A 13479-nucleotide genomic window follows, 5' to 3' on the forward strand; every position below is an offset into this window, starting at 1 on the left:
ACCAGGTAGAAGGCCCGGCATTTGCTGGGCCTTTGTCCATTCTGACGACACTTTTACGACAACTCATACCGCGTTGCCGTCGTCCGGCTGTTCGAACAGCGATCCCATCGAGTCCAGCGCCTTGCACAACCGGAAACGCCTTGATCACCCCATAACCGCCCGCTTCAGCAGCCCCACCGGCGGCGACATGGGTGCAGGGTAGGCAGCACTCCTGCGGAAACCTCGCGATGAGAGCCCTCGAAAGTGCCGCTCGGAGGCCACAGGGGCCTCGTTGTTCCGGTCCACCGTCCTCCGGCCGCTTTTGCCCAGGGGCGCACAGCAGCACGACGTCAGGAAGGTGGCAGCTGTGTTAGGCGGTGTTCTGGCAGTCACGGCGGATCCGGTCTGCCGCCGCGACGGGGTCGGTGTGGTTCAACGGGACCGTGACGGCAGTGCCGGGTCCGGCAGAGTCCGCGCCGGACGCACAGGTGCACACCGATTCGGCGACCCTGCTCGGAATCGGCGGTCGACAAATCGATCTCACCGAAGCGCTGACCGCCGGGCACCTCTCGCTGTCGGGCGACCCAGCAGTGCTGCGGGCACTCCTCGACGGGCTGTCGACCGTCATCGCCGAGAGCGATTAGGGGGTCCGGGAACATCGACGAGAAAAGTCACGCTTAGGAGTTACCGCAGATAGTGGCATGCTCAAAATGAGCGGAGCCGACAAACGCGCACCCGGCTGCCTCATCTTCAAACCCCGCAATGCCTGTGAACACGAGTAGCGTCCGAGCCGCCCGGTGCAGGCCCGGGGGACGACTTTGCCGCGTCCTGTTGCGGCACACCGAGTTTCGTTACATTCGGCTGTGCGTCGGGGCTCGTTGTAACGAAACTCCAGCGTCAGCTCCGGCTACACGGCCAGGATCGCGGCGACAGGCTGACGTCATACGTCCCTGCTCAGGCGGAGGTCCGCAGGTGTTCGTGCGCCCACTCTTCGAAGCTGGTCAGGTCGATGCCCAGCGCACGAGCGAACTGTGGCCGGGCCGGCTGGCCGACCACCTCCATGAACTCGTGCGTGGCACCCATGTCTCCCATGCCGGCGGCGCGCGCCTGCTCTTCGGTCATGTCCGGGGCCGTCAATGGGACGCCCAGGGCGCGGGAGAGGGTCTCGGCGATTTCGGTCATGGTCAGGTAATCGCTGGCGAGCTCCAGTTCCACTCGGTGGAACTCGACGGGGGCCGACAGGGCAGCCGCCGCGGCTCGGCCCACGTCTTTGGCTGCTACGAGTGCCAGGTGCGTGCTCGGTTTGACAACGGTGACCAGGCCCCCTTCGACGCCGCGGGGGAAGTAGAACCGCATGGACGGCTCGAAGTTCTCCATGAAGAACGACGGCTTGAGCAACGTCCAGTAGGGAAAGTCGAGTTCGCGCAGCCGGTCCTGGATCGCGGCCTTCGTGCCGAGCGGGGCTTCCATCATCGCCCACCGTCCTTCGGCCCAGCCGGGAGCCTCGACGTGCTGGTCCACGCCGCTGGTGGAAGACTGGACGAACTGCTCCACACCGGCCGCCCGCGCAGTCGTCATGAGGTTGTCCGCCTGGCTGACCTCGCCGGCGAAGTCGAACCCCTGCTCGGTGTATGCGGGCATCTGCACGGAGAAGACGGCCCGCACGCCGTCCATGGCCGCCTCGAGGGTCACGGGTTCGGTGAGATCGCCCACGAACAGGCTGGCGCCGAGTTCTTCGACGGCCCGTGCACGCGGCGTGCTCGGGTCGCGCACCAGGGCGCGCACCGGTGTTCCCTGCGCGAGCAGGGCACGGGCGGTGGCACCGCCTTGGCGGCCAGTGGCACCGGTGACGAGAACCGGTGTTGCGGCAGTTGTCATGTGTACATCTCCTCAGTGGTCACGCAGCCTGCAAACGGCGGGGCGCGCCGTTTCGTATTCGCTACAATACGGCGGGGCCCGCCACTTATCAATATTGGAGAGATCATGACTGGCCAGCGCTCGGACGCCCGCCGCAACTACACGCACATCCTCGCCGTGGCCGAGGCCGAGGTGGCGGCCCAAGGAGCCCAGGCATCCTTGGAGCAGATCGCCCGCGTCGCAGGCGTCGGATCAGCCACCGTGCGGCGCCACTTCCCCACCCGCAAAGCCTTGCTAGAAGCCGTTTTCAGGCAGCGCGTCCACGCTCTGTGTGATCGCGCTCATACGCTCAGCGCCGAGCGCGACAGCCGCTCCGCACTGGTGGAATGGCTGCGCGAGCTGCTCGCTTACTCACTCGCCGCACGCGGTCTGGCAGACGTCCTCTCCTACCAGCCACTCCAGGACGAGGCCACCCAGGACTCCTGTGCGGCAGCCATCGGCGCGGCCGGCGCCTTACTACTACGCAGGGCCATTGACGACCAGGCTGTCCGGGAGGACGTCACCATCGACGACCTACTCATCGTGATCGTCGGAATCGCCCTGGCCACCGAGAATTACACCGACCCGGCGATGCAGGCGGACCGCGCATTCCGGCTCACGGTCGCAGGGTTCGGGGCCAACGGCACCTGAGCACTCGTGCGCGGCACCGTCGCGGCCCTGGCCCAGTGCGTCAACCTGCCCACGAAGCTGGCCCCGGACCGGGTCCGACAGCGGGGGCCGTCCTTTGACGACATGCCGCCGAGGGGATCCGCGAGTCGCCCGGATCATGCGGAAACAGCGCAGTCGATCCATTGCGATCCGTTCCCGATTGACGACAGGGTTTTCCGACAGATACGCGGGTGAACGGATAGCAGTTCCGGGACAACGATCAGAAGAGGTGCGCGAGCTCGCTGGATACGCGCGGTCTGGTGACCGGCTCACCGTATCCGAGCTGTACAGGCTGTGCCGCGACCTCGCCGACATCCTCGCCGTGCGCGACTGGTGCAGACGACACCAGGTGAAGCTGCGAGTCCTTGTCCGGGGCGCTGTCGGGCATCACGGACCTGTCTGCGACCGACGCGACAACCACCATGCTGGTCAACGTGCTGATCTCGGTCGGCCAGTTTCAGCGCGACCTGCCAACGCCAAGCCCTGCAACACTGCGCCCCGAGACCCTCGGCAAGCAGTCCGCCGAGAACGGCGTCCCCCCACCATCACCGGCCGCGTCTCCGCGCTGCGCCGGCTCGTGCTGCAGGCCCCGGCGCCGGTCGTCGCCGATGCCCTGGGCATCCACTCCCGGACGAACGACTACCGCCACTTTCTCCAGTAGCGAGCGGTTCGGCGTGATGGTCGGTAGTCCCGGCGCCGGCCCGCGTGACGACGTGCCAGGGAATGTCAGTTGCACATGCGTTGCCTGTCGTAGTGGGAGCGAGCGGCTTCGACCGCGTCGAGGTAATTGACGGCCCATCCCAGCATGGCTTCCACCGGGGGCTGAAGGGTCCGGCCCAAGCGGGTGATGCGGTATTCGATCGCGACCGGATCCGTGGATACGACAACTCGCTCGACCATGCCATTGCGCTCCAGTCGCCGCAGGCACGCGGTCAGTGACTTCGGTGTGACGGCGGGCAGGCGTTGACGAAGTTCGTTGAAGCGCCGGGGGCGGTCGCACAATGCCTCCAGTACCAGCAAAGACCACTTGTCGAAGAGCTGGTCGAGCAGGCGACGGCCGTCGCCGTTGAGCTCCGATCCGGTCATGGCGGTCTCCTTCGCGATACCTGGTTTCGTTGCAGTATATGTGAACTACTAGATATACATGGGATACCTATCGATCCGACCTGGGAAGACAGGAATCATGATTGACGCATACGCGACCCTCAAGGTCGCCATCACCAGTGGCGTGGCTCACGTCGAGATCGACAACCCCCCAGTCAATCTGCTCAACGCTGCCCTCATGCTGGACCTGGACCGGTTCGCAGACGCGATGTCCGACAACGACGACATACGGGTGATCGTTTTCGCCAGCGCGGACCCGGACTTCTTCGTCGCACACGGCGACATGACGTTCGCCGACGACCTCGCGTCGTTCGGTGAACTCCCCATCGCACCCGAGCAAGACCAGTCCTTGAACCCGATGATGCGAGTCCACGAACGGATCCGGTCGCTGCCACAGACCACCATCGCCAAGCTGCGCGGGCTGGCACGCGGCGGCGGCGCGGAACTACTGTCCGCAATGGACATGCGGTTCGCATCGCTCGAGCACGCCGGCATGGCGCAGATGGAGTGTGCCCTGGGAATCATCCCGGGTGCGGGAGGCACCGCATACCTGACCGGTCTCGTCGGCCGCGCCCGCGCCCTGGAGATCATCCTCGGCGGGCGCCTGATAGATGCCGCGACCGCAGAACGGATCGGATGGGTGAACCGGGCCGTGCCGGACGCCGAGCTCGACTACGTCGTCGATATCCTCGCCGCCCGCATCGCCGCTCTGCCGCCCGGCGTTGCCCGCGCCGCGACCGAAGCGATCGACGCTGCGGCGGAGTCGACAACGCACGGCCTGCGAAAAGCCAACGAGGTCCTCAACGAACTGTTCGCCGAGCCCGCCGCAGCCCGCCTCGCGAAGGCTGCCCTGGCCGCCGGTGCCCAAACCCGCGACGGAGAACGTCGTCTCGAGACGCTCGTCGACAAGATCAGTTAGTGCCTCGTCGAGCAACGTTGGGTTGTAGTCGGGGCTTCGCAATGGGCAGTCGAACGATCTCGCGGGGGTCGGACAGCTTCCGACGCAGTTCGTCGGCGGCGTTGTTCCCGGCCCCGGCTGATCCTCCGTATCACCGCGGACTCCGCGGTCGCGCGCCGGTTGCTCGGCTTCCTCGGGGCATGCGATCGTGACCGCTCACCTGCTCTCCCCTCCCGGCTCGCGGCCGCCTCCCGGTAGCCTGCACGTCACGTCTAAGTTGCTCTCCATTCTTCTCCGAAAGAGTGGACATCGCTGGGCTTAGTTATGTATGTTAATCAATATTCTGAGCTGCCTAGAGGCGAGACCGACCGTCGGGCTCGCACCGCTCGCGGCGGCCGGTATCTCACAGTGGAGACGGAGGCTTCGACGATGAATCCCTATGTTCTGATCCAGAACCTGCTCAACCGACTCGATCTCGGATCTGCGGGGATCAGCGCCCAGTAGCGGGCGCGTCCGCGCCGGGGTCGAGGGGCGGCTCGAGCATCGGGACGAGATAGTGCCGGGCGAGGGCCGCTACCTGATCGTCGTCGTCGAGGTCGATGACCTGGCTGGGAACCGCCAGATAGGAGGCGGAGATCCGCACCATCAACTCGGCCACCAGATCGACGTCGACCTCCTGGGCGACATGGCCGGCGCGCTGCTCACGGCGGAGTTGGTCGGCCACGAACCGGCGCACCATGGCGACGGTATGGCCCTGATCGCCGATCATGGATCCGACGAGCATGTCAGGTTCGGCGGCGAGCAGGCCGCCGATGATCGGGTTCTTGCGGATCACCTTCAATGAGCTGACGAAACCCAGGACGACCCGGTCGGCTGCCGTGCGCGCGTGCCGGATGTCGACCAGGAACTGGTCGAAATAGCGCCGGTATTCGCGCACGATCACCTGCTCGACCAAGGCGTCCTTCGTCGCGAAACGGCGGTACACGGTGATGCGGGAAACATTGGCCCGCCGGGCCACATCGTCCATGGTCGAGCGGCGGACGCCGAGGGCGCCGAACTGTTCGACCGCCGCGTCGAGGATGCGCGAGCGGATGTCGTCACCCTCGTCGACGCGGTCGACCGCGTCGGTGTACGCGCGTTCGAGTGGTGACGTGCCGTTCCCTGAACCCTTCGAGGGCGGTGATCCGAGCTTCACGGTGTCCTCTCGCGCGCTTCGTTTCGAAAATCCTGACAACTTCTTGTGATCGCGACCACGGTGTGGTCTCATCAAGATACTCAGAAACAGGGTTTGTATCTCTGTATCTGCTTCTCAATGAAGAGGGACAATAGCATGGACGGACTGGGTCTCAGCAGGCGCGATGCCCTGCGAGCAGGCGGTGGTTTGATCGGCGCTGCGGGCGCGCTCGCACTCGGGGCGCGGACCGCGCGGGCGGATCCGTGGACGTGGTCGCCGAGCGGTTCCGTGGTCGGCAGTGGCGGCGGCGCCGACCCGCTGACCGTGTGGGATCCGGAGGCGGATCCGGTGATCGCCGATGTCATGGACCACCAGGACATTCCGCGGATCAACAATCTGCTGCGGACCTGGGTGTACAACGATCAGCCGATTCCGGCCGGGTTGCCGCAGAATATGCGCGACTTCATGGAGTACGCGCGGCAGCTGCCGTCGTGGGCGGACCAGGCCAAGATGGCAGCCGGCTTCGAATTCAACAAGAAGCGCGGAACGTATCTGGGTGTGCTCTACGCCTTCGCCAGCGGGATGATGGCGAACGTCATTCCGCACGAGGCGCGCGCGGTGTACTACTCCCGGGGCGGTTCGCATCTGAAGGACCGCATCGCCAAGACCGCGAAATTCGGTTACGACATCGGCACGGTCAACGCCTACCAGCCTGGCGGCGAAATGATCGTGACCTGCGTCAAGACCCGCATCATCCATGCCGCGGTCCGGCATCTGCTGCCGCAGTCGCCGCATTGGCCGAAGGAGCACACGCCGATCAGCCAGGACGACAAGATGGTCACCTGGCACAGCCTCGCCACGACCATCATGCGCACCTTCCGGGCCTGGAATCTGCAGATCCCGCAGGTCGAATCGGAGGGTTACCTGCACACCTGGCAGCTGGCCGGCCACTTCCTCGGCATTCGTGACGAATACATTCCCGCGACGTGGGAGCAGGCCGATGCCCAGGCCAAGCAGCAACTGGACCCGATCATCGAAGCGACGCCGGAGGGGATCGCGCTTGCGCACAACCTCTTGGACCTGGGCTTCGATATCGATCTGACACTGCTCAGCAAGCCCATCCTGGGCGCGTTCACCCGATTCATCCTGGGCGACAAGATCGCCGACGATCTGCGGATCGCGCGGGAGCCGGTGTGGGATCCGCTGCTGAAGTTCAGTTGGGGACCGTTCGTCGCGGTGCGCGAGGGCGTGATGGGCGTGATCCCGCCGACCGCGGACGCGACCTGGCTGTTCGACGAATTCCTGCGGCAGTTCGTGTTGTGGTACATGGCCGAACTGCGGATGCCGCTGAGCATCGAAATCCCGCAGACCAACCGGTGATTCGCCGACTTCGCGGGCGACAGCGGTCTTCGGAGGCGAAGGTGGAACAAAGATGACAACGAACCCGAATCTCTCGCGAATCCGGCGCGGTGCAACGGGAATATTCGTCGCCGCGACGGTCGCCGTCGGTGGACTCGCCGTGGAATTGGCGGTGCAGGGCGGGACCATCGGCCATGCGGCGAAACCGGCGGAAACCGCGCAGCGGGTGTCCGTGGAGGGGCACCCGGCCGTTCCGGCCTCGGTGCCGACTTCTGCTGCGCCGCAACCAGATAGCAGCCGGCCGGGGGAGTGGACGCCCACGCCGCCGGTGCAGAATTCCGACAGCGAACCGCACGAGCACACCGCCGGGTCATGAGTACCGCGCGAGGCGCGGCGGTGGCCTCGGAGACGTTTCCGGCGATCGGGACATCGGTCGTGGTCGTCTGCACCGATGCCCGGGAGCTGGCTCGCGCGACCGGCCTGGTCCGCGCGCGGCTGGACGACCTCGATCGTGCCGCCTCGCGCTTTCGCGCGGATTCCGAACTCGCGCAGATCAATTCGCGCAGTGCCGATGCGGCCCGAGCGGGTCGTTCGGAGCAGTTGCGCATCCCGGTCGGCACGACCCTCGGTGCGTGTCTGCGGGCGGCGACGCGCACCCAGCGCTTGACCTCGGGGTTGGTCTCGGCCTCCCTGGGGGCGGCGCTGATCGCCTGCGGCTACGACGACGATCTGGATGTGGTGCGCGCCCGCGGTGACGTGGGCTCGCCCGCACCCGATCGGATCTCGATTCCCCTGCGGCACATGATCTTCGACGAGCAGCGATGGGAGGTGGCGCTGCCCGCGGGAACCGTGCTGGATCTGGGCGCGAGTGCGAAGGCGTGGGCGGCGGATACGATCGCCGCCGAACTGGCCGGGACCGGGCCCGGTGGCTATCTGGTGAATCTGGGTGGCGACATCGCCGTCGCGGGCACCGTCCCGCCGCAGGGCTGGTCCATCGGGGTGCGGGACTGGAACGACGCCGTGGTGCAGGTCGTCACCTCGACCGGGCAGGCGTTCGCGACCTCGTCGACGCGGCTGCGCACGTGGGTGCGCGGCGGCATTCGCCGCCATCACATCATCGACCCGCGCACCGGCCGGTCCGCCCGGACGCGGTGGGCGCAGGTCACCTGCGCGGGACCCGATGCGGTGCAGGCCAATGCGGCCTCGACGGCCGCGATCATCCTCGACGATCAGGCGCCGCGATGGCTGACCGATCGCGGCGTGCCCGCCTGCCTGATGACCGTCGACCACGAGGTGGTGACGACTCCGGGGTGGCCCGCCCCGACCGCGGCGCGGAAGCGGCACGTGTCATGACCAGTCCGTGGCTGTGGTACGTCTCGCGCGCCGCCGGGGTGGTCAGCCTCGTGCTGCTGACCCTGGTCGCGCTGCTCGGGATGTTCACGGCCGCGCGGGTGCGCCCCCGGCTCGCGGTATCGGCCGTGGCGATGGGGCTGCATCGCACGCTGGCCCTGGGCACGATCGTCTTCCTGGCCGCGCACATCGTGACCGCGACGGTCGATACGTACGTCCCTCTCGGATGGCTGTCGACGGTGGTGCCGTTCACGGCCGGCTACGAGCGGCAATGGGTCGCGCTGGGCACCCTCGCCCTGGATATCCTGCTGGCCGTCCTCGCGACGTCCCTGCTGCGCCACCGGCTGCCGACCCGGATATGGCGTGCGGTGCACCTGCTCGCCTACGCGATGGCGCCGCTGGCGGTCGTGCACGGACTGACGATGGCCTCGGCACAGGATCCGGCGCTGTCCGCCGTCACCGTCGCCTGCGGTGTGGCGCTGGCGATCGGCGCGGTGTGGCGCTGGGCCCTGCCCGACGCGGATCGACATCGCCGCTCGGACATCGCTTCTCAGGAGTGGACGTGACCGGACTGCCGGAGTTGCTGGCGGCCGCGGGGCTGCGCGGCCGCGGCGGGGCGAACTTTCCCACCGCCGCCAAACTCGAACTCGCCGCCCGCCACCGGGCCGAGTTGATCGTCAATGCCTGTGACGGGGAATGGGATTCGGCCAAGGACGCATGGGTCGTCGCGCACCATCTGCCCGAGGTGCTCGACGGCGCCCGGCGCGTTACGGCGCAGCGGGTGCGGGTGGCCGCGCACCGGGGTTCGCGGACGCTGGCCGTGCTGGAGGCGGCGGGGGTCGACACCCTCGCGGTGCCCCGGCGGTATGTGTCGTCGGAGGAGTCGGCGTTGGTCCGGCTGGCGCACGGCGGTCCGGCGCGACCGGTGATGCGGTTCGAACCGATCACAGGCGGCGGCCGGGACCCGCGCGGGCGACGACTCGCGCCGACACTGGTACTCAACGTCGAAACGGTGTGGCGGATTCAGCAGCTCGCGGAATACGGGCCGGGCTGGTTCCGCTCCTACGGCACTGCCGACGAGCCGGGCCCGCGGCTGGTGACGGTTGCCGACGGTGTCCGCGACCCCGGAGTCCATGCCGCGGAGGCGGGGCTGCCCGTCTCCGAAATCCTGGATCGGGCAGGCGGTCTCACCACCTCTCCGCAGGCGCTGTGGGTGAACGGTCTGAGCGGCGGATTCCTGCCCGCCGAGGCGCGACATACGCTGTGGTCGCGATCGGCTCTGGCGCCGTTCGGACTCGGGACCGGGGTCGGCACTTTTCGTGTCCTGGCCGCCGGCAGCGATCCGTGGCAGGTGGTGCTGTCCGCGCTGACCTATGCGGCGGGAGAATCCGCCGGCCAGTGCGGCCCGTGCATGTTCGGTTTGCCCGCGCTGCGTGACGATCTGAGCGATCTGCTCGAGCGGCGAGCCCCGGCCGAGACCGCCGAGCGGCTCCTGCGCAGGCTCGCCCGTGTTCCGGGGCGGGGTGCGTGCCGGTTTCCCGACGGCGTGGCCCGGTTCCTGGCTTCCGCCCTGGACGTGTTCGGCACATCGCTTCTCGTCGAAAGCCTCGGGAGAGAACGCTTTTCGGCCCACAACAAGGATGGATCGTGTCCCTGACAGCTCGAGCCCTCGGTATCGGCCGGCCCCCGTCCGGCGTCCTGGCGGTCGATCGCATCGCCTGTACCGGCCACGGCATCTGTGCGCAGGTGCTGCCGGAGAAGATAGTTCCGGACGAGTGGGGTTATCCCGTCCTCACCGATTCCGAGCCGGACGCCGCGCTCGCGATCGAGGCGATCAAACTCTGCCCGGCCGCGGCCCTGCGCTGGGTCGCGCCACCGGTCCGCTGACGAGTAGATACGCTGGCGCCCAGCGCATTCGAGATCAGAGTTCCGCGTGTGCCGTCATCACCGTGGGCGCCGACGTGCCGGACCAACCGCACGGTGAGGCGCAGGTCGCGATGACCGCATCGGTGATCGTGCCGTCGCTGTAGAGCGTGGTGCGCAGCACGGCCTGTGCCGGGTAGCCGCAGGCCTGACATTTGCCGAAGTAGTTGAGAATTTCGCGCGACCGGACAGCGGCGATACTGCGCCGCCCGGATGCGCCGTCCAGATGGATGGTTTCGCTGGTCACGGTGATCCTTCGATTCGGTGGACCCGGCGGTGTCGGTGAACGACAATCGAGCCGGCCGGGATCCGCTGCAGAGACCGGCGATCCCCCTGCGATACCGCCGGGCTCACGCACCGGTCGTGCCGGGTCCGTCGCGGTCACACCCGTGGGCAGTTCAGAGTCCGACGGTCGGCGGCACACTCTCATGTTAATCCCTATGGCTGCGGATGTGCAGGAATTTCCGATAACTTCCGACCAACGCCCGGCTTTGCGGGTCGGTACCGCCTTGACATATGAGCACGGACTATTCGCCGTCCTGCCAGTTCCGCGCGATGACTTCACAAAACGTGAATTTCCAGTAACATACGCATCTGCGGGCTCCCGGATCACCGGGGGACCGCGGCCAGCGGGCGAGGGTGCCCGTATCCGGTGCGTGCGGGAGGTGCGTGCACCGGATATCCGGCCGATGGGTGAAAGGACTTGCGTCGCAATGCTGAAGCGACTCGATCGGCTCTTGAGCTACGAGATGAAGGTGTCCGAATTCCTCGGGACGCTCATCATTCTCGCCGTGCCCTACGGCATCATCGGGGTGATCTGGACCCTGACGCACACCTCGCACCTGAAGCAGATGCACGGCATCGACGTGGTCATATCCTTCCTGGGATCGATCGTGTGCTGGCCCGTGCTCACCTTCTCGAACGTCTGCATGACCTAGTCATGATGGCGCTGGTGTGGCTCATCGACATCTTGGTGATCGGCGTCAAGATCCTCGGTGGGCGAATCAAGGTCAATCCTGTTCTCCGATTCGGCCTGTGGGTCGCGGTGTTGTGCGCGGTGGGCGCCGGGATCGCACTGCTCGGGGCGCTGTTGGTGCTGCTGCAGCACTACCTGGAGAATCTCCCCGAATGAACCGGGTAGCATCCGTCTGAAGACGGAATATTCCATAACTTAGTGGCTGGTCGCGCGGGCGGAAACTCGTGCAATATCGCATCGATCCGATTCGGCAATGCGAGAACAGTCGATAACTTACTATCTTGTGTCGCACCGAATCGGTGTGTAACACTTCACACGCTCACCGCCCGGCAGCTTCGTTGCGGCTGCCCGCGACAAGCGGTGAGCGTGAGAAAGGAACGACCGCTGTGACGTCGACTCGAGTCTCCGATCGGCCGGATCCGCCGGCTCCGCCCTGGCGGACCGCCGACGAGGGCGAACTGCAGCGACTTGTCGAGGCGGCCGGCGGCCTCTGGCGCCGGCATCCGCAACGTTCGCTGGAAACCCTCGGCCGACAGGTCGCGCTGGGGCGGGAGGCGTTCGTTCAGCTCTTCGTCGCGATGATCCAGCGCCGGTTTCCGTACCAGGAATTCATCAGGCAGTGCGCCTTCATGGCCAATGTCTCGGCCGCGCCGACGGTATTCGTGGCCATTCCGATCGCCGTCGTGGTGTCCATCGAGGTCGGTGCGCTGGTGAACCAGGTGGGCGCGACGACGTTCATCGGTTCGGTTGCCGCACTGGGGATCATCCGTCAGGGCGCGCCGCTGGTCTCGGCGCTGATGATCGCCGGTGCGGTGGGTTCGGCGATCTGTGCCGACCTCGGATCGCGGACGATCCGCGAGGAGATCGACGCCATGCGGGTGATGGGTGTCGATCCGGTGCGCCGGCTGGTCGCTCCGCGGCTGGCCGCGGCGGTACTGGTGAGCGTATTGCTCTGCGGCTTCATCGTTTTCGTCGGATTCGCGACGGCGTACATGTTCAACGTGTACGCCCAATCCGGCACTCCCGGATCGTTCATCGGATCGTTCGCGTCGTTCGCGGTCGCCAGCGATCTGTTGATCGCCCTGACGAAGGCCGCGATCTTCGGCGCGCTCACGGCGATCATCGCCTGCGATGTGGGTCTGCACACCAGCGGCGGACCGGCCGGTGTCGCGAATTCGGTGAACTCCGCGGTGGTCAGCTCCGCGCTGATGTTGTTCGCTACCAACATCATTCTCACCCAGCTGTCGAATACCTTGCTCCCGACGAAGGTCGGCTGAGATGGCCAGTTCCTACACGCCGCCCGCGGCCCGGCCGCTGCGCGCCGTCGGACATGCGGCGCTGGCCCCGGTGCACGCGAACCAGCGCCTCGGGCATCAGGCCATCACCTTCTTCCAGGCGCTGGCCGCGATCCCGTTCGTGGTCAAGCACTATCGGAAGGAACTCGCCCGGCTGACGGCCGATGTGAGCTGGGGTAACGGGTCGCTGATCGTCGGTGGCGGCACCATCGGCGTCGTCTTCATCCTGTGTTCGTTCGGCGGGATCATCGTCGGAATGGAGTCGTTCACGGCGTTGAACCTCCTGACCATGAGCCCACTGACCGGCGCCATCGCCGGTTTCGCGACCACCCGGGAATTGGCGCCCATCCTGGCGACCCTGGCCTTCGCGATTCAATCGGGCTGCCGGTTCACCGCGCAGCTGGGTTCGATGCGGATCTCCGAGGAGATCGACGCGCTGGAATCGTGCGCGATCCGGCCGCTGCCCTACCTGGTCAGCACCCGGATGATCGCGGCGACGGTGACGATCGTCCCGCTCTACAGCGTCGGTCTGGCCGCCGCCTATCTGACCACCAAACTCACGGTGCTGTTCCTCGGCGGCACCACCGCGGGGACCTACGACCACTACTTCTTCCAGTTCCTGATCGGGCCGGACGTCTTCTATTCGCTGCTGAAGGTCGTGCTCTTCACACTGCTCGCCACCTTCATCCAGTGCTACTACGGCTATGTCGCCAGCGGCGGGCCGGAGGGAGTCGGAGTGGCGGCCGGGCGGGCGATCAAGATGGTGATCGTCGTGATGGTGTTCGCGAATCTCTTTCTCACCCTGGCGATCTGGGGTATCGACCCCGGATTCCGGATCTCAGGATAGGTGTCGTTC

The 13479-nt window shown here is 66.6% G+C and carries 18 protein-coding genes; 14 read left to right on the plus strand and 4 right to left on the minus strand.

Annotated features, from left to right (window positions below; translation table 11 throughout):
- Positions 1-422 precede the first annotated feature (422 nt).
- Complete coding sequence (locus IRT45_RS22685; protein WP_194807847.1) at positions 423-623, plus strand: SCP2 sterol-binding domain-containing protein; 201 nt, start codon at positions 423-425, stop codon at positions 621-623.
- Positions 624-933: 310 nt separating this feature from the next.
- Here the strand turns inward: IRT45_RS22685 and IRT45_RS22690 are convergent, their stop codons facing one another.
- The gene (locus IRT45_RS22690; protein WP_194807848.1) at positions 934-1857 is read right to left on the minus strand and encodes an NmrA/HSCARG family protein; all 924 of its coding nucleotides are present in this window, start codon (positions 1855-1857) and stop codon (positions 934-936) included.
- 105 nt (positions 1858-1962) lie between these two features.
- Here IRT45_RS22690 and IRT45_RS22695 point away from each other — a divergent pair, with 105 nt between their 5' ends.
- A complete protein-coding gene (locus IRT45_RS22695) occupies positions 1963-2526 on the plus strand; it encodes a TetR/AcrR family transcriptional regulator (protein WP_194807849.1) in 564 nt (187 codons plus the stop codon).
- 136 nt (positions 2527-2662) lie between these two features.
- Positions 2663-3205, plus strand: a complete 543-nt coding sequence (locus tag IRT45_RS38065) for a recombinase family protein (RefSeq protein WP_375540139.1) — start codon at positions 2663-2665, stop codon at positions 3203-3205.
- A gap of 65 nt (positions 3206-3270) precedes the next feature.
- Here IRT45_RS38065 and IRT45_RS22705 read toward each other — a convergent pair whose 3' ends face one another.
- The gene (locus IRT45_RS22705) at positions 3271-3630 is read right to left on the minus strand and encodes a helix-turn-helix domain-containing protein (protein WP_194807850.1); all 360 of its coding nucleotides are present in this window, start codon (positions 3628-3630) and stop codon (positions 3271-3273) included.
- 97 nt (positions 3631-3727) lie between these two features.
- Here IRT45_RS22705 and IRT45_RS22710 point away from each other — a divergent pair, with 97 nt between their 5' ends.
- Complete coding sequence (locus IRT45_RS22710; RefSeq protein WP_194807851.1) at positions 3728-4567, plus strand: enoyl-CoA hydratase/isomerase family protein; 840 nt, start codon at positions 3728-3730, stop codon at positions 4565-4567.
- Positions 4568-5036: 469 nt separating this feature from the next.
- On the opposite strand, the gene IRT45_RS22715 is transcribed toward IRT45_RS22710, so the two are convergent.
- Positions 5037-5741 (minus strand): TetR/AcrR family transcriptional regulator, encoded by a 705-nt coding sequence (locus IRT45_RS22715; RefSeq protein WP_063001875.1) that lies wholly within the window; start codon positions 5739-5741, stop codon positions 5037-5039.
- Between the two features lie 135 nt (positions 5742-5876).
- On the opposite strand from IRT45_RS22715, the gene IRT45_RS22720 reads away from it, so the two are divergent.
- From IRT45_RS22720 to IRT45_RS22745, 6 genes are read left to right on the plus strand one after another with little or no spacing between them, the layout of a single operon-like run.
- The gene (locus IRT45_RS22720) at positions 5877-7100 is read left to right on the plus strand and encodes an oxygenase MpaB family protein (RefSeq protein ID WP_194807853.1); all 1224 of its coding nucleotides are present in this window, start codon (positions 5877-5879) and stop codon (positions 7098-7100) included.
- Between the two features lie 52 nt (positions 7101-7152).
- Positions 7153-7455, plus strand: coding sequence for a hypothetical protein (locus tag IRT45_RS22725; protein ID WP_194807854.1), 303 nt, complete (start codon positions 7153-7155; stop codon positions 7453-7455).
- On the plus strand, positions 7452-8432 hold the full coding sequence (locus IRT45_RS22730) for an FAD:protein FMN transferase (protein WP_194807855.1): 981 nt from the start codon (positions 7452-7454) through the stop codon (positions 8430-8432). The genes IRT45_RS22725 and IRT45_RS22730 overlap by 4 nt, the downstream gene beginning before the upstream one ends.
- Positions 8429-8995, plus strand: a complete 567-nt coding sequence (locus IRT45_RS22735) for a ferric reductase-like transmembrane domain-containing protein (protein WP_194807856.1) — start codon at positions 8429-8431, stop codon at positions 8993-8995. Before IRT45_RS22730 ends, IRT45_RS22735 begins: the two co-directional genes overlap by 4 nt.
- Positions 8992-10086, plus strand: a complete 1095-nt coding sequence (locus tag IRT45_RS22740; RefSeq protein ID WP_194807857.1) for an NADH-ubiquinone oxidoreductase-F iron-sulfur binding region domain-containing protein — start codon at positions 8992-8994, stop codon at positions 10084-10086. Before IRT45_RS22735 ends, IRT45_RS22740 begins: the two co-directional genes overlap by 4 nt.
- Positions 10077-10316, plus strand: a complete 240-nt coding sequence (locus IRT45_RS22745; RefSeq protein ID WP_194807858.1) for a ferredoxin — start codon at positions 10077-10079, stop codon at positions 10314-10316. The genes IRT45_RS22740 and IRT45_RS22745 overlap by 10 nt, the downstream gene beginning before the upstream one ends.
- A gap of 34 nt (positions 10317-10350) precedes the next feature.
- Here IRT45_RS22745 and IRT45_RS22750 read toward each other — a convergent pair whose 3' ends face one another.
- Positions 10351-10599, minus strand: coding sequence for a hypothetical protein (locus tag IRT45_RS22750; protein ID WP_194807859.1), 249 nt, complete (start codon positions 10597-10599; stop codon positions 10351-10353).
- A gap of 466 nt (positions 10600-11065) precedes the next feature.
- Between IRT45_RS22750 and IRT45_RS22755 the strand changes: the two genes are divergently transcribed.
- The 4 genes from IRT45_RS22755 (at position 11066) to IRT45_RS22770 (ending at position 13470) form a co-directional block, all read left to right on the plus strand.
- Positions 11066-11290 (plus strand): hypothetical protein, encoded by a 225-nt coding sequence (locus tag IRT45_RS22755; protein ID WP_106955070.1) that lies wholly within the window; start codon positions 11066-11068, stop codon positions 11288-11290.
- Between the two features lie 2 nt (positions 11291-11292).
- A complete protein-coding gene (locus IRT45_RS22760; RefSeq protein WP_194807860.1) occupies positions 11293-11484 on the plus strand; it encodes a hypothetical protein in 192 nt (63 codons plus the stop codon).
- Positions 11485-11786: 302 nt separating this feature from the next.
- A complete protein-coding gene (locus IRT45_RS22765; RefSeq protein WP_228534803.1) occupies positions 11787-12605 on the plus strand; it encodes an ABC transporter permease in 819 nt (272 codons plus the stop codon).
- Between the two features lies 1 nt (position 12606).
- On the plus strand, positions 12607-13470 hold the full coding sequence (locus IRT45_RS22770) for an ABC transporter permease (protein WP_194807862.1): 864 nt from the start codon (positions 12607-12609) through the stop codon (positions 13468-13470).
- Positions 13471-13479 lie beyond the last annotated feature (9 nt).

The sequence above is a fragment of the Nocardia sp. BSTN01 genome (assembly GCF_015354405.1).
Taxonomy (GTDB): domain Bacteria; phylum Actinomycetota; class Actinomycetes; order Mycobacteriales; family Mycobacteriaceae; genus Nocardia.